Origin of the sequence: Ectobacillus ponti, from assembly GCF_024294785.1 — a bacterium.
Taxonomy (GTDB): Bacteria; Bacillota; Bacilli; order Bacillales; family Bacillaceae_G; genus Ectobacillus; species Ectobacillus ponti.
Window position 1 is genome coordinate 1 of sequence record NZ_JANCLT010000010.1, and the last position, 15,946, is coordinate 15,946.

A 15,946-nucleotide genomic window follows, 5' to 3' on the forward strand; every position below is an offset into this window, starting at 1 on the left:
CACCCTTTCATGCAGTACTGCATGAAAGGGTGTCCTACTTTTATGATTTTATGCATGTTCTTAAGTTGATGGCAATGGCCGCCAAAGGCAGCTTTCATATCATATGTTTAATTGGCGCAAAGGACTTGCGGTGCTCCGGGAGCACCCCACAGGACTCAATTGCCTGCAGATGCTCCTTCGTTCCATAGCCCATATGCTTTTCAAATCCATATTGCGGATAGGCGGCCCCGAGTTCCTTCATCATCCGGTCGCGTGTCACCTTGGCAACAACCGAGGCTGCCGCAATACTGACACTGCTTGCATCCCCTTTAATAATGGAGGTCTGCGGCACCTCCAATGGCAGCTCCATCGCATCAATCAGCAAATGCTCCGGCTTCGTCTGCAGTTGCAGAATCGCCGCCAGCATGGCCTTCTTCGTAGCCTGGTAAATGTTAAGCTCATCAATTTCAGCCGCACCTACAATGCCGATGCCGACAGCCGTTGCCTCCCGCATGATGATTTCGTAAAATTGTTCCCGCTTTGCCTCGCTGAGCTTCTTTGAATCATTCAGCCCGGCCAGATAAAAGGACTCCGGCAACACGACAGCCGCCGTTACAACAGGACCTGCCAGCGGACCGCGGCCCACCTCATCCACCCCGGCAATATACTGCACGCCCCCGGCGCGCAGCTCTTGCTCGTAGCGGCACATCTGTGCAAATAATGCCCGGTCCTTCTCTTCCTGCTCCCGGCGCTTATGCCAATTGGCCACAAGCTTCTGCACACCTTTGCGCTCATCCGCAAGCAGCTGCTGCAGCCGATCGTCTTGTCCATCCACAATCTCCTGCAGCAGACTTGCCGCTTCTGCTATGCTCAGCTTCTCCATAACGTCCCCTCCCATAAAGAAAGACGTGCGCCCGCACGTCTATTCCTCTATTGCCGCCGCTTCCTCCTGCGGTGTTTCGAATGTAATGCGGCCAAGCAGACCTGCACGAAGCTCGCGCAGCACCAGCTCCGCCGTCTTATCATAATCAATCATGCCGCCGCCGGCCAAACAGCCGCGGCGCTTGCCGATTGCATCAAACAGCTCGACAATGTCCTCGGGAATTTCCGTCAGAGCATAGCGCTCCTGCAGCTGCTTCGGATAATGCGCAGCCAGGAAGCGAAGTGCATACACCGCCACATCCTGCAGGTTCAGGATGGTATCCTTAATCGCCCCAGTTGCCGCCAGACGGTAGCCGACCATCTCATCCTCAAACTTCGGCCAGAGGATTCCCGGCGTATCCAACAGTTCCAGCTCCTTGCCGATTTTAATCCATTGCTGTGCCGTCGTTACCCCGGGACGGTCTCCTGTTTTGGCGATGTTCTTTTTTGCCACCTTATTGATCAGAGTCGATTTGCCCACATTCGGGATGCCGACAATTAAGGCTCTGACAGCCCGGGGCTTGATACCCTTGGCAACCATCTTATCAAACTTCTCTTTTACAAGCTCCTTGCTGGCCGCGGTAATTTCCTTCATGCCTTGTCCAGCCTGCGCATTAATGGAAATGGCTTTTTGCCCTTTTTCCGCGAAATACTGAATCCATTGCTTCGTGACACGATCATCGGCCAGGTCTGCTTTATTCAACACAACAAGCCGCGGCTTGTGCGTGAGAATCTCATCGATCATCGGATTGCGCGAGGATGCCGGCAAACGGGCGTCCACAAGCTCAATGACCACATCAATGAGCTTCAGCTTTTCCGTGATCTGCCTCCGGGCTTTCGCCATATGGCCCGGAAACCATTGAATTGTCATACTGTTCACCCTCCTAAGGATGCTGAATCATACGGGCATCGGACATGGGCCAATACACGATGTTGGCCTTGCCGAGAATTTGATCCACAGACACAGTGCCAATGGTACGGCTGTCCTTGCTGAAGCGGCGATTATCACCCAGCACAAACACACGCCCCTTCGGCACAGTCTTCTGTCCCGTAATCTCCTCCAATTTAAAATCATATGTTAAAGGCCCATCTGATACTTGCTTTTTAAATTCTGCCAAATACGGTTCTTCATACATTTTTCCATTAATATACAGCACATCATTCTTATACTCGATTGTATCCCCCGGCACACCAATGACACGTTTAATATAATCCTTATCCTCCGTGGCCCGGAATACAATAATATCAAAGCGCTGCGGTTCAGCGAACTTATATCCAATTTTATTGACGATCATCCGGTCACGGTCGTGCAGTGTCGGCATCATGGATACGCCGTCAACAAGGATCGGTGCAAAGAAAAACTGCCGGATCACCGCCGCCAATATCACAGCCATCACAATCGCCTTCATCCATTCCCATGTCTGGCTCTTTTCCTTCGCCATTGCCTGCTCCTCCGCCATATGTATTTACAGCTGAATCGGAAAAAGGGAGCTTGTTTGCACAAGCTCCCATGCATGTCTTATCGAATTTCCTTGATACGTGCTTTCTTGCCACGCAGGCTGCGCAGGTAGTACAGCTTCGCACGACGTACTTTACCACGGCGTACTACATCGAGCTGTGCGATACGTGGAGTGTGGATTGGGAATGTACGCTCAACACCTACACCGTAAGAAACCTTACGAACTGTGAATGTTTCGCTGATGCCGCCGCCACGACGCTTGATCACAACACCCTCGAACAACTGGATACGCTCGCGAGTACCTTCTACTACCTTAACGTGTACACGTACTGTGTCACCAGGACGAAATGCAGGTAGGTCAGTCTTCAACTGTGCTTTTGTGATTTCTTCAATCAAATGTTGCATTTCTTTTTCTCTCCTTCCAAACCGATGCTCTTACGTACCGTTTCGGCTCACGCAGCGGAACATCGTTGCTATGGACCTACGAAGTAAGTCACAAATGATATCTTAGCATATGAGACAGGCAGTTGCAAGGAGATTTTCGAAAGTGTTAAGGTTTTTTACTTGTCTCCTTCAAACTCGGCCAGCCACTGCTGCTCCTTCTTTGTCCATTCATGTCCTTCCAGCAAATCCGGGCGTCTTATGTGAGTGCGGCGCAACGATTCCTTCCTGCGCCATTCCTCAATTTTGGCATGGTTGCCGGACAAGAGGACATCCGGCACCTTCAGCCCCCGGAAGTCAGCCGGACGCGTATAGTGCGGATGCTCCAGCAGTCCGGTACTGAAGGAGTCCTGCACATGGGATTCTTCCCGGCCCAGCACATTAGGAAGCAGGCGCACCACGCTGTCTGTCACGACCATTGCCCCCAATTCGCCGCCGGTCAACACATAATCGCCAATAGAGATTTCATCTGTGACCAGGTGCTCCCGGATGCGCTCGTCATAGCCTTCATAGTGACCACAAAGAAACACCAGATGCTCCTCCTGTGCCAGCTCCTCGGCTTTGCGCTGTGTAAAACGCTCCCCCTGCGGGCACATGAGGATAATGCGCGGCTTCCTTTCCGTCCCGGCTGTCAAAGCCTCCACAGCATCAAACAGGGGCTGCGGAGCCAGCACCATGCCGGCTCCGCCTCCATACGGATAATCATCCACACTGCCGTGCTTGCTGGCTGAGTAGTCCCGGAAATTTACTACATGGATGCTTACTGCTTCCTTCTCCTGCGCTTTTTTTAAAATGGAAGAGCCGAACACGCCGGTAAACATCTCTGGAAACAGCGTCAAGATATCAATCTTCATGACAACAGACCTTCCATCGGATGAATGGTCACCCGCTTCTCCTGTACATCCACTGCCAATACAACCTGCTCAATATACGGGATGTAATGCTCCTTGCCTTTTGGCCCTTTTACCACCCACACATCATTCGCGCCGGGAGAGAGAATGTCGATAATCTTGCCGATTTCTTCTCCATCCTCCGTTACCACAGTGCAGCCAATGATTTCATGGTAGTAGTATTCCCCTTCCGGCAATGCGCCCAGTTGCTCCTCCGGCACCTTCAGCACCGCACCCTTCAACTTCTCTACTTGATTCACATCCTCCAGCCCTTCAAAGGTCAGCAAATCAAAATTTTTATGTGTCCGGTGAGAAGCAATCTTCACCTCCAACGGCTCGTTGCTCTTTTCCTGAAACATATACAGCTTATTGCCGACGCGGTACCGCTCCTCCGGGAAATCAGTCCGGGAAATCACCCGCACCTCGCCGCGGATGCCATGCGTATTCACAATTTTGCCGACATTGAACCATTTTGTCATTGAGTCACCTGCTTTATTCAAAATATATATGTAGTGTTTCCTTCGGTCTTTGTTCTCATAAACCCTTTATGCCTTAAAGGGCGATACAGCCTTTTTCACAGAAAAAAGGAGAGGAATGCTCCTCTCCCTTTTCATTGAATTTCAAGCGTAATACGTTCGTTCTTGTTATGTCCAGCGGCATACACAACCGTGCGGATCGCCTTCGCGACACGGCCCTGCTTGCCAATGACTTTTCCTACATCCTCAGCATGAACAGTCAGCCGGTAGATGACATCTCTGCCGCCTTGCTCGCGCGTAACCTTCACATCCTCAGGATGGTCGACCAGGGCTTGTACGAGCGTCTCGATTAACCCTGTCATCGTCATTACTTACCTTGCTTGGACAGGTGGAACTTCTCAAGCACGCCTGCTTGGGAGAACAGGTTACGTACTGTGTCAGACGGCTTCGCGCCGTTTGCCAGCCACTTCAGAGCAAGCTCTTCGTTGATTTTCACTTCAGCTGGCTGAGCAACTGGATTGTAGTAGCCAATCTCTTCGATGAAACGTCCGTCACGAGGAGAACGAGCATCTGCAACAACTACACGATAGAAAGGAGACTTCTTAGCTCCCATACGCTTTAAACGAATTTTAACTGCCATTTTATAAAGCACCTCCGAATTTGTTTCACACAGATAATTATATTAGCAAACACCTTTACCCTTTGTAAAGTATAATTTCTTAACAGCAGGTATTTTTTCTGAAGCTTACATGAACGGGAACTTGAAGCCGCCCTTCTTCTTGCCCTTCTGCTGCATACCCGTCATCATCTTCATCATCTTCTTCATTTCCTCAAACTGCTTCAACAGGCGGTTGAGCTCCGGCACCGTAGTGCCGCTGCCCTTGGCAATGCGCCGCTTGCGGCTTGCGTTCAAAATGTCAGGGTTTTCACGCTCCGCCATGGTCATGGAGCGGATAATCGCCTCCACGCGGCCGATTTGCTTTTCGTCCACCTGCACATCCTTCAGCCCTTTGATCTTGTTTGCGCCCGGCAGCATGCCCAAAAGCTCATCAAGCGGCCCGAGCTTGCGCACCTGTCCCAGCTGGTCCAGGAAGTCGTCAAGCGTAAAGGACTGCGTCCGCATCTTCTGCTCCAGCTCTTTCGCTTTTTCAGCATCCACCGTCGCCTGCGCCTTTTCAATCAGCGTCAGCACGTCACCCATGCCCAAAATACGGGACGCCATGCGCTCCGGATGGAACGGCTCCAAGGCATCCAGCTTTTCGCCAAGACCCACAAACTTAATCGGGGTGTTCGTGACAGCCTTGATGGACAGAGCCGCACCGCCGCGCGTGTCGCCATCCAGCTTCGTCAGCACAACACCGGTCAGGCCGAGCTGCTCATGAAAGCTTTGGGCCACATTGACGGCATCCTGGCCTGTCATCGCATCGACAACAAGAAAAATCTCATCCGGTTTTGTAATTTCCTTCACCTGCTGCAGCTCATCCATGAGCGCTTCGTCAATGTGAAGGCGGCCGGCTGTGTCGATCAGCACATAGTCGTGATGCTCATCTCTTGCATGCTGGATGGCCTGCCGCGCGATTTCCACCGGGCTGACCTTGTCGCCCAGCGAGAACACCGGCATGCTAAGCTGCTTGCCAAGCGTTTCAAGCTGTTTGATGGCGGCTGGACGGTAAATATCAGCGGCCACTAAGAGCGGCTTGCGGTTATATTTTTTGCGAAGCAGGTTTGCCAGCTTGCCGGTGGTGGTTGTTTTACCAGCACCTTGCAGACCGACCATCATAATGACAGTCGGCGGACGGTTTGACACAGCAATTTTGCTTTGCTCGCCGCCCATCAGCGCTGTCAATTCCTCCTGCACGACTTTGACAACCTGCTGGCCCGGTGTCAGGCTTTGCATGACATCTTGTCCGACTGCCCGTTCTGACACACGCTTAATAAAGTCCTTTACGACCTTAAAGTTTACGTCCGCTTCGAGCAGCGCCAGGCGCACCTCGCGCATCATTTCTTTGACGTCGGCTTCTGTTACTTTTCCTTTGCCGCGAATTCTCTGTAATGTCTGTTGAAGTCGGTCGGCTAATCCTTCGAATGCCATCGGGCCGCCCTCCTATTCCAATTTTTCAATAGCTTCAACAATTGTCAGTGCTTCTGCGCCTGCATGCCCGCTCTTGCTGAGTTCTTTCTTCAGCTCCGCGATGAGGCGCTGCCGTTCCTGGAACTTCGCCAGAAGAAGCAGCTTTTCCTCGTACTCCTCCAGCATGGCTTCCGTACGCTTGATGTTATCGTAGACGGCCTGGCGGCTTACGCCGAACTCCTCGGCAATCTCACCGAGAGAGTAGTCGTCCAAGTAGTAAAGCGACATGTAGCTCCGCTGTTTCGGAGTTAACAACGATTGATAAAAATCGAAAAGATAGTTCATTCTCGTTGTTTTTTCGAGCATGCGCAATCATCCTTTGTTAAGTGAATTCCCTTTACAAATTAAGTGTAGCGATTTGCTATGTGCGTGTCAAGTTTTTTTCTTTACGAGGCTGAGAGTGAAGCATGCGGAGAAAACCTTGCCGCCAAATGGGCGGCAAGGCAGGCATCAATCTTCCTGCTTCTCCATGAAATCGCCGAACAGGCCGTACACATACTGCTCCGGATGGAACTCTTGCAGGTCGTCCATTTTTTCCCCAAGACCGACGAACTTCACAGGCACATCCATTTCATTGCGGATGGCGAGAACAATGCCGCCTTTGGCAGTGCCGTCAAGCTTTGTCAGCACAATGCCCGTTACATCCGTTGCCTCGCGGAAGGTTTTTGCCTGACTCAGGCCGTTTTGGCCTGTTGTCGCGTCAATCACCAGAAGCACCTCGTGCGGCGCACCCGGGATTTCACGCTCAATCACACGCTTGACCTTCTCAAGCTCCTTCATCAGATTCACCTTATTTTGCAGGCGCCCTGCCGTATCACACAGCAAAATGTCTGCCTTGCGGGCCTTTGCCGCCTGTACGGCATCGTACATGACAGCCGCCGGGTCGCTGCCGGAGCCTTGCTTAATGACTTCAACGCCCACACGCTCGCCCCATACCTCCAGCTGCTCAATTGCACCGGCACGGAACGTATCGCCGGCAGCAAGCAGCACCTTCTTGCCTTCGCTTTTGAATTTATGGGCAAGCTTGCCGATGGTTGTCGTTTTGCCCACGCCGTTCACGCCGACAAACAGGATGACCGTGAGCGCATCCTGCTGCAGGTTCAGCTCGTTATCAAAGCTGCCGTCCCCCTTGTAAATGTCCACCAGCTTCTCGGAAATGACAGCCTGCACCTCGCGCGGGTCCTGAATGTTGCGGCGTTTCACTTCCTCCTTCAGCTCGTCAATGAGCTCCATGACTGTTGTAACGCCGACATCCGCGCCAATTAAGATCTCTTCCAATTCTTCAAAAAAGTCCTCATCCACTTTGCGGTAACGATACACAAGGTCATTCACCTTTTCGGCAAAGGAATTGCGCGTCTTTTCCAGACCTTGCTTAAACTTTTCCGTTACTGCCTCTGTTTGACGTGAAATAGATTCCTTCAGCTTTTTGAAAAAGCTCATGCTTCTCATCCTTTCTATTCAACGGCGGCACTGGCATGGTCAAGCCGGACGGATACAAGCTTGGATACACCCGATTCCTGCATCGTGACGCCGTATAATACATCACACTCTTCCATTGTACCCTTGCGGTGGGTAATTACAATAAACTGTGTTTCGCTGCTGAAGCGCTTGAGATACTGGGCAAAACGCGACACGTTGGCATCATCCAGCGCCGCCTCCACTTCATCCAGCACACAGAACGGCACCGGGCGTACCTTCAGAATCGCAAACAGGAGGGCAATCGCTGTAAAGGCCCGCTCCCCGCCGGACAGAAGCCCGAGATTCTGCAGCTTTTTCCCCGGCGGCTGCGCGACGATATCAATACCAGTGTTCAGCAAATCCTGCGGGTCTGTCATCACCAAATCAGCTCGGCCGCCGCCAAACAGCTCGGTGAATACCAGCCTGAATTCCGCGCGGATTGCTTCCAGCGTATAAGAGAAGCGCTTCTTCATTTCTTCGTCCATTTCCCCGATGACCTGATGCAAGGTATCCTTCGCTTCCTGCAGGTCCGTACGCTGCTCCTGGAGGAAGTCATGGCGCTCTGCCACCCGTTCATACTCCTCAATGGCTCCCAGGTTCACTGTTCCCAGCTCTTCAATCGACAGCTTGATCAGCTTTACTTTTCTGCGCGCTTCGTCAGCCGGCAGCTCCAACGGATATTTCAGCTTGGCAGCTTCATAGGAAATCGTATAGACCTCACGTAAATGCGTCAACCGGTTCTCCAGCTCCACATCCAGGCGGTTCGTCTGGACCTCCTGATCCTTCAACACATCCAGCAAATATTTATGCTGCCGCTTCGCTTCCTTCGTTTCCCGTTCCATATTCTCAAGCAGCGCCTGCAGTTCAAACCGCTGCTCGCGCCGGGAAGCAATCAGCTCCACCGTTTGGTTCCGGTCATGCGCCTTCTTCTCAATCATGCCGGACATCTGCGTTTCCCCACTGGAATTAGAGGACATTTCTGTCTGAAGCAGCGCAAGATCCTCTCTTGTCTTCTCCAGCAGTTGCTTCGTTTCCTCCTGCTCCTGCTCCAGGCGCGCCACCTTTTCCTTTTGGTTAAACAGCTTTTGCTGCTGCTCAGCTGCCTGTACCTTCAGGTCAGTAATATCCCGCTGCAGCTGCTCCTTGGAGGAATGCTGCTCGCTTTTCTTCTTTGTCAAAGCCGCAATTTCTTCATCCAGCTGCTGGAGAAGGCGCTGCACTTCCTCCAGCTCCCGCTGCAGAACAGTCTTCCTTTCAGCAGAACGGGAACGCTCGGCCAGAGAGCCTGACATTTCCATATCATAGATGGAAAGCCGCTCATTAATACGGCGTTCCTCCGCTTCTGTTTGCGCCAATGCCCCGCGGATGTCCTGCTCCTGCGAACGCAGGGCATCCAATGACTGGCGCAGGGAAAGTGCCTGCTGCTCCTGTCCGCGGATGGTGTCCTTCAGCGACTTCACGTACTGCTCCAGCTGGCGGGTCTTTTCCTCCATCTCCGCCAAACGGCCTGTCCATTCCTCCAGCTCGCGCTGACGGCCGAGCAGCGAGGTTTTTGCTTGCTTCACGGCTCCGCCGGTCATGGACCCGCCCGGATTCACCACATCCCCATCCAAGGTGACGACACGATACCTGTATTGCAGGCGGCGCGCCAGCTCATTTGCTCCGCGTAAGTCTCTTGCGACAATGACCGTGCCGAGCAGATTCGTCACAATGGAGGTGTAACGCGTATCATACTGCACCAATCCTGCCCCTGTGCCGATAAACGCTTCATGCTTGGCAATGCCCTGCAGCTGTTCAGCAGGGATGCTTCTTCCTTTGATGACAGACATCGGCAGGAAGGTAGCGCGTCCGTATTGATGCTGCTTCAGAAACGCAATGGCTGCGCGGGCATGGTCCTCTGTCTGCACCACCACATGCTGCATCGCGGCACCCAATGCTGTCTCAACCGCTGTTTCATAAGCAGACGGCACAGACATCAATTCAGCCACAGCCCCCTCGATGCCGGCCAATCGCTGCTTCGCTCTTAACACTTCCCGCACACCTTGGAAGAAGCCGGTATAGTCCTCTTGCATCTCCTCCAGCATTTCCTTGCGGGAACGGGCCTTTTGCAGGTATTGATACGCCTGATACAGCTTTGTTTCATTCTCAGACTGCTGGTGGAGGGCGCCTGACCGCGCTTCCTCGCTCTGCTGCAGCAAAGCGGACTGTCCGGCAACTTCCTGCAAGAACTGCTCTTGCTTTTGCAGCAGCTCTTGCTTTTCCTGCTGCAGCTGCGTGCGCAACTCCAGAAACTTACCGTTCTCTTCATCCAGACGCTGATCCTTGAAGCTTTGCTGCTTGGCCTGTTCCTCCAGCAAATGCAACTCGTTGCGGCGGACCGCCTGTTTATTCAGCTGTTCAATATATTCCGCCTTCAGGTGATCCAACTGCTCCTCAAGGTTCTGCTCGTAGGCTGCATGCGTCTGTTCCTTCTCCCGCAGCAGCTTCTCCAGCTGCCGCACATGGCGTGCCAGCTCCTGCAGGGCGCTGCGCTCTCCGCTCACATCCCGGCCATAGCGCAGCAGCTTCGCTTCGGCGGCAGTGATAGCCTGCTGAAGCTGCTCACAGCTTGCACCGGCATTTTTCTTCCGCTCTTTTAGAAGCTCGCGCTGCCCCTCCAGCTTCTCCAATTCCTTGCTCGTCAGCAGCAGCACCTCCTGCAGCGACTCTATGGATTCATCAAGCGCCTGCATTTTCTCGCGCATGCCCTCGATTTCCGCCTCATCCTTCTGCAGCTTTGTGCCAAGGCGCAATTCACGGTCCTTGTTCTGCTCCAACTGCTCCTGCAGACTCTCCCATTTGCCGTGAAGCTCTTCAATTTCATAGACAATGAGAGCCGCCTCCACCTTCTCCAGCTCTTCCTTCTTTTCCAGGTAATCCTTCGCAGTGGAGGCTTGCAGCCGCAGCGGCTCCACCTGGCTGCTCAGCTCATGGATGATATCCTCCACCCGGTTCAGGTTTTCCTGCGTTTCCGCCAGCTTGGATTCCGCTTTCTTTTTGCGGTTCTTATACTTAAGCACGCCGGCGGCCTCCTCGAAAATGCCGCGCCGGTCCTCCGGCTTGCTGCTCAGAATTTCCTCCACCTTCCCCTGGCTGATGATGGAGAAAGCTTCACGGCCCATGCCGGAATCCATAAACAAATCAACAATATCCTTTAAACGGCACGACTGCTTATTAATGAAAAAATCACTGTCACCCGAACGGTACACCCGCCGGGTTACGCTGACCTCATTATACGCAAGCGGCAGCCGCTGGTCCTCGTTATCAAGCGTAAGCGTAACCTCCGCAATATTTAACGGCTTGCGGGTATCGCTGCCGCCGAAGATAATATCCTCCATCTTTGCCCCGCGCAGGGATTTGACAGATTGCTCTCCCAGCACCCAGCGAATGGCATCCGTAATATTGCTCTTCCCGCTGCCGTTTGGTCCGACAACCGCGGTGACGCCTGGCACAAAATCAACGGAGACACGCTCCGCAAATGATTTGAACCCAACGATTTCCAATCTCTTGAGGAACATTCAAACTCCCCCTTCTATGCATAAGGAATCCCCCTCAAGCAAGGGGGATTCACACTTCTTCTTTTAATTTTTTGAGCGCTTCCTCAGCAGCATGCTGCTCCGCTTCCTTCTTGGACTTCCCACTGCCAAGCCCCAGCGCCACTCCATTCAGCGTCACCCGGGATACGAACTCCCGGTTATGGGCAGGACCCTTCTCCTGCAGAATTTGATACTCAATGTTGCCGCTGCCGTCACGCTGGATCAGCTCCTGCAGCTGGCTTTTAAAATCCATCACATGAGAAAAAGCACCATCATTGATTTTAGGGTATACAACGCCTTTTAGAAAGCTCCATACGGTTTCCAATCCTTGGTCCAGGTACAGAGCGCCAATAAATGCTTCAAACACATCCGCCAAAAGTGCCGGGCGTTCACGACCGCCTGTCATTTCCTCACCTTTGCCAAGCAGAACCATTTCACCAAAGGATAACTCATTGGCAAACTGCACAAGCGACGGCTCACAGACGATGGCTGCCCGCAGCTTGGTCAATTCTCCTTCGCTCATTGTCGGATATTTTTGAAACAAGTATTGCGAAACCGTCAGCTCCAGTACCGCGTCTCCCAAAAACTCTAACCGTTCATTGTCTTCATAAGGCTTCTTTCGATGCTCATTCACATACGATGAATGGGTGAAGGCTTGTACCAGCAGCCGTTCGTTTGTAAATACAATTCCGATTTTTTCCTGGAAGCGCTTGAACGCTTCCTTGTACTTCGCTTCGTACCTCTTATCTCTGTGTCGTTTGTATGGCATGGGGACCTCCCAATCCGCGCGGGTGTATATATGCTGAGAAAGCCCCGCTGCAGGCGGGACTTGCTCAACTTTCTTATTGGTGGCTCTCTATGTAGGAAACCGCATCACCGACAGTTGCGATTTTCTCTGCATCCTCGTCGGAAATTTCCATTTCGAACTCATCCTCTAGCTGCATTACCAATTCTACTACATCCAAAGAATCTGCACCTAGATCTTCTTTAAAGCTAGCAGAAGGTGTTACTTCTGTTTCGTCTACTCCGAGACGGTCTACGATGATTTTCGTTACACGCTCTAAAACGTCTGACATGCTTGTTCACCTCCCCTCAAGTCATTATAGTAGATATCCTCTAAAAAAACTAGGTGGAATTACAGAAAAGCGGAGAGGGCTTGCTCAGTTTCCAGAAGGGAGGTTCTGGCCGCTAACAGGCACTTTTTGCCTTTTATGCGGGCAGGTTCTCCCTGGCTGTTGCCAGCCCTCGCAGCTGGACAATTACAGAAAAGCGCAACCGGCTCGCTCAGCTTCCAGAAGGGAGCCAGCCGGTTGTTACATTGCCATACCGCCGTTCACATGCAATGTCTGGCCTGTAATATAGCCGCTCTTCTCGGAAGCCAAGAATGTCACCGCATGAGCGATATCATCAGCTTGCCCAAATTTAGCCAATGGAATCAGCTTCAACATTTCCTGCTGCACATTTTCCGGCAAAGCATCGGTCATATCCGTTACAATAAAGCCCGGCGCCACCGTATTCACAGTAATATTGCGGGAGGCAAGCTCCTTGGCCGCCGTCTTTGTCAGGCCGATTACGCCGGCTTTGGCAGCTACATAGTTTGCCTGGCCGGGGTTGCCCATGACACCGACAACGGAAGCGATGTTAATGATCCGGCCGGAGCGTTGTCTCGTCATATAGCGGGACACTGCCTTCGTGCAGAGAAACACGCCCTTCAGGTTGGTGTTGATGACTGCATCCCACTCATCTTCCTTCATCCGCATCAGCAGGTTGTCTTTTGTGATGCCTGCATTATTTACAAGAATATCAATCTTGCCGAAGGTATCAACGGCTTGCTTTATGAGGTTCGTCACTTCTTCCCCGTTCGCTACATCCGCTTTTACGGCAATGGCTTCACTGCCGAGCTGTTTAATCTCATCCACCACTTCATTTGCTTTCGCTTCGTTGCCGGCATAGTTCACGACAACCTTCGCGCCCTGCTTTGCCAGTTCAAGCGCAACAGCCCGTCCAATTCCGCGGGATGCACCCGTTACAACTGCAACTTGTCCGTTCAGCATCAGCCTTCTCCTCTCAATTTGGCAATCGTATCCTGCAGCGTTGCTTCATCATAGATTGCATATGTTTTTACGCCAGGGGCAATGGACTTCATCAGCCCTGCAAGCACCTTGCCCGGTCCGATTTCCACCACTGTATCTACACCAAGCTCCACCATCCGTTCCACAGACGGATACCAGAGCACCGGGGAATACAGCTGCTGCACCAGCTTTTCCCGAATGTCCGCACTGTCTGCCACAACATCGGCAGTCACGTTGGCAATCACCGGAATTTGCGGATTCCGGATTTCAATACCCTCCAGCACAGCACGGAACTTTTCTGCCGCAGGCTGCATCAGGGAGGAGTGGAATGGGCCACTTACCCGAAGCGGAATGGCCCGCTTCGCCCCGTTTTCCTTTGCCTTTTGGGATGCAAGCTCCACGCCCGTCTTCGTTCCTGAGATGACAATTTGCTGCTTGCTGTTCATATTCGCAATTTGTACAGGGTGTCCTTCCGCTGTCACTTCAGTTGTTGCATCGCGAAGCAGCGCCGGATCCATACCAAGGATGGCCGCCATCGCGCCTTCTCCGTTTGGAACCGCTTCTTCCATATATTCGCCGCGCTTACGGACTGCATATACCGCGTCAGCGAAAGACATCGCCCCCGCCGCAACAAGTGCACTGTATTCACCGAGGCTGTGGCCCGCTGTATAATCAGGCCGGATGCCGTGCTGCTTTAAAATCTCCAGAATTGCCGTACTTACTGTCAAAAGCGCCGGCTGTGTATTCGTTGTCAGCGTCAGCTGCTCCTGCGGCCCTTCGAACATGAGCTGAGAAAGAGACTCTCCGAGCACCTCATCTGCTTGGCGGATGATTGCCGCGGCCTCTTCATGGAAGCCGGCGAGCTCCTTGCCCATGCCGACTGCCTGTGAGCCCTGTCCCGGAAAGACAAATGCGATTTTCCCCACGTCCATTCCTCCTTCGTATATTCTTATTCTTCTGTTTGCAGCGCTGTCTCTTGGATCGCTGCTGTGATGGTCGGTGTTACACCGCCCAGCACCATTTCCCGCGTCTGGCGGATGGCACTGAAAATAGCTTGTGCGTCTGATGAACCATGCGCCTTAATGACCGGCGCCTGCAGGCCGAACAATGCAGCGCCTCCGTACTCGGAATAATCCATTTGATTCTTCAGCTCCAGCAGTTTCGGCTTCAGCACTCCTGCGGCGAGCTTGCTCGTGAATGAGCTTGTCAGCTGCTTTTTCAGCATGGAGAATACAGACATCGCTGTCCCTTCAATCGCTTTTAATGCCACATTGCCGGTAAAGCCGTCGGAAACCACAACATCCGCAACACCCTGCAGCAGATCCCGCGCTTCCACATTGCCTACAAAGTTCAGGGAGGAATCCTTTAACAGCTGAAACGCCTGCTTTGTCAGGTCATTGCCCTTGCCGTCCTCTGTGCCGACGTTCAGCAGTCCCACGCGCGGGCTTGCAATACCGCGGACTTTCTCCGCGTAAATGCTTCCCATCACCGCGTACTGGTACAGGTGCACCGGCTTCGCGTCCACATTGGCACCCACGTCTAGCATAACAAAGCCCTTGCCGTCCACAGTCGGCATCGTCGGGGACAATGCCGGACGTTCCACTCCGGAGATACGTCCCACCACAAACAGCCCGGCCGCCATTAACGCACCCGTGTTGCCGGCTGAAATACAGGCATCTGCCTGCCCTTCCTTTACCTGCTGCGCTGCCAGCACCATGGAAGCCGTCTTCTTGCGGCGCACCGCCCGCACCGGTTCGTCTGTCGCCTCAATCACTTCGTCTGTATGAATAATCGTAATACGTTCTTCTTTCGTAAGATACTTCCGAATTTCCTCTTCTTTTCCAACTAAAGTCACTTTTAAATCAGGAAATGCGGCAACTGCTTTTTCCGCACCAAGCACCACTGTTTTCGGCGCATGATCGCCGCCCATGGCATCGATTGCAATTTTCATATGCTGTTACCTTCCTCATCCATTTTGTTGGACCGGTACATTTCGAATGTCCCGGTAAACACTACTTCTGTGCCGACAAAGCTCTTTACTTCGACGACCGTTCTGCCTTTATCATTCTCTATATCAAGCACTTTTGCTTTTGCTACAACCCGTTCCTTGAGCCTGACGGGACGCACATATTGAATGTTTGCTTTTGCCGTCAGCGCAAGCTCTTCATTAATCAGCGCCACAGCCAGTGAGTTCGCCTGGGCAAACAGGTGATGCCCCCTGGCGATATTGTTGCGCTTGAATACATGCTCCGGGCCGATTTCCAGGATGGAAATGCCGTGCTGATCCAATTGCATATCAATGATTTCGCCGACGACTTCTTCAAGCGGCAACGCTTTTACATTTTCATCAAAACGCTTGGCTGCCACATGCCGGATCCGCTCCCGCAATTCCGGGATGGAGAGCTCCAGCCGGTCCAAACGGATTGTCTGGATGCTGACCTGAAACTTTTCTGCAAGCTCCTCATCTGTGATGAATGGATTTTCAGTAATCGTTTCCTGCAGCAATCGCTGTCTTTCCTTCTTATTTCTTCGCATATGTATGTG

18 protein-coding genes are annotated in these 15,946 nt (G+C 52.5%); all 18 read right to left on the reverse strand.

Annotated features, from left to right (window positions below):
* Positions 1 to 94: 94 nt before the first annotated feature.
* Positions 95 to 862 carry a ribonuclease HII gene (gene rnhB, locus NK662_RS16660; protein ID WP_254760075.1) on the reverse strand — a complete coding sequence of 256 codons (768 nt, stop codon included), beginning with the start codon at positions 860 to 862 and terminating at the stop codon, positions 95 to 97.
* 39 nt (positions 863 to 901) lie between these two features.
* A complete protein-coding gene (gene ylqF, locus NK662_RS16665; protein ID WP_254760076.1) occupies positions 902 to 1,771 on the reverse strand; it encodes a ribosome biogenesis GTPase YlqF in 870 nt (289 codons plus the stop codon).
* Positions 1,772 to 1,784: 13 nt separating this feature from the next.
* The gene (lepB, locus tag NK662_RS16670; protein WP_254760077.1) at positions 1,785 to 2,342 is read right to left on the reverse strand and encodes a signal peptidase I; all 558 of its coding nucleotides are present in this window, start codon (positions 2,340 to 2,342) and stop codon (positions 1,785 to 1,787) included.
* 77 nt (positions 2,343 to 2,419) lie between these two features.
* Positions 2,420 to 2,764, reverse strand: a complete 345-nt coding sequence (rplS, locus tag NK662_RS16675; RefSeq protein ID WP_254760078.1) for a 50S ribosomal protein L19 — start codon at positions 2,762 to 2,764, stop codon at positions 2,420 to 2,422.
* A gap of 155 nt (positions 2,765 to 2,919) precedes the next feature.
* Positions 2,920 to 3,654 carry a tRNA (guanosine(37)-N1)-methyltransferase TrmD gene (gene trmD, locus NK662_RS16680; protein WP_254760079.1) on the reverse strand — a complete coding sequence of 245 codons (735 nt, stop codon included), beginning with the start codon at positions 3,652 to 3,654 and terminating at the stop codon, positions 2,920 to 2,922.
* Positions 3,651 to 4,169, reverse strand: coding sequence for a ribosome maturation factor RimM (rimM, locus tag NK662_RS16685; RefSeq protein ID WP_254760080.1), 519 nt, complete (start codon positions 4,167 to 4,169; stop codon positions 3,651 to 3,653). The genes trmD and rimM overlap by 4 nt, the downstream gene beginning before the upstream one ends.
* Before the next feature lie 131 nt (positions 4,170 to 4,300).
* Positions 4,301 to 4,528: a KH domain-containing protein gene (locus NK662_RS16690; protein WP_254760238.1), complete on the reverse strand. Its 228-nt coding sequence runs from the start codon at positions 4,526 to 4,528 to the stop codon at positions 4,301 to 4,303.
* 5 nt (positions 4,529 to 4,533) lie between these two features.
* A complete protein-coding gene (gene rpsP, locus NK662_RS16695) occupies positions 4,534 to 4,806 on the reverse strand; it encodes a 30S ribosomal protein S16 (RefSeq protein ID WP_254760081.1) in 273 nt (90 codons plus the stop codon).
* 105 nt (positions 4,807 to 4,911) lie between these two features.
* Positions 4,912 to 6,258 (reverse strand): signal recognition particle protein, encoded by a 1,347-nt coding sequence (gene ffh / locus NK662_RS16700; protein ID WP_254760082.1) that lies wholly within the window; start codon positions 6,256 to 6,258, stop codon positions 4,912 to 4,914.
* A 12-nt stretch (positions 6,259 to 6,270) separates the two neighbouring features.
* A complete protein-coding gene (locus NK662_RS16705; protein WP_254760083.1) occupies positions 6,271 to 6,603 on the reverse strand; it encodes a putative DNA-binding protein in 333 nt (110 codons plus the stop codon).
* 144 nt (positions 6,604 to 6,747) lie between these two features.
* Complete coding sequence (gene ftsY / locus NK662_RS16710; RefSeq protein ID WP_254760084.1) at positions 6,748 to 7,737, reverse strand: signal recognition particle-docking protein FtsY; 990 nt, start codon at positions 7,735 to 7,737, stop codon at positions 6,748 to 6,750.
* A gap of 14 nt (positions 7,738 to 7,751) precedes the next feature.
* Positions 7,752 to 11,312: a chromosome segregation protein SMC gene (gene smc / locus NK662_RS16715; protein ID WP_254760085.1), complete on the reverse strand. Its 3,561-nt coding sequence runs from the start codon at positions 11,310 to 11,312 to the stop codon at positions 7,752 to 7,754.
* Positions 11,313 to 11,361: 49 nt separating this feature from the next.
* Positions 11,362 to 12,099, reverse strand: a complete 738-nt coding sequence (gene rnc / locus NK662_RS16720) for a ribonuclease III (protein WP_254760086.1) — start codon at positions 12,097 to 12,099, stop codon at positions 11,362 to 11,364.
* 73 nt (positions 12,100 to 12,172) lie between these two features.
* Positions 12,173 to 12,406, reverse strand: a complete 234-nt coding sequence (locus tag NK662_RS16725) for an acyl carrier protein (protein WP_254760087.1) — start codon at positions 12,404 to 12,406, stop codon at positions 12,173 to 12,175.
* Between the two features lie 237 nt (positions 12,407 to 12,643).
* Entirely contained in the window at positions 12,644 to 13,384 is a 741-nt protein-coding gene (gene fabG, locus NK662_RS16730; protein ID WP_254760088.1) for a 3-oxoacyl-[acyl-carrier-protein] reductase, read from the reverse strand.
* Entirely contained in the window at positions 13,384 to 14,328 is a 945-nt protein-coding gene (gene fabD / locus NK662_RS16735) for an ACP S-malonyltransferase (RefSeq protein ID WP_254760089.1), read from the reverse strand. The genes fabG and fabD overlap by 1 nt, the downstream gene beginning before the upstream one ends.
* Positions 14,329 to 14,351: 23 nt before the next feature.
* Positions 14,352 to 15,353, reverse strand: coding sequence for a phosphate acyltransferase PlsX (plsX, locus tag NK662_RS16740; protein WP_254760090.1), 1,002 nt, complete (start codon positions 15,351 to 15,353; stop codon positions 14,352 to 14,354).
* On the reverse strand, positions 15,350 to 15,943 hold the full coding sequence (fapR, locus tag NK662_RS16745; RefSeq protein WP_254760239.1) for a transcription factor FapR: 594 nt from the start codon (positions 15,941 to 15,943) through the stop codon (positions 15,350 to 15,352). Before fapR ends, plsX begins: the two co-directional genes overlap by 4 nt.
* Positions 15,944 to 15,946: the final 3 nt, after the last annotated feature.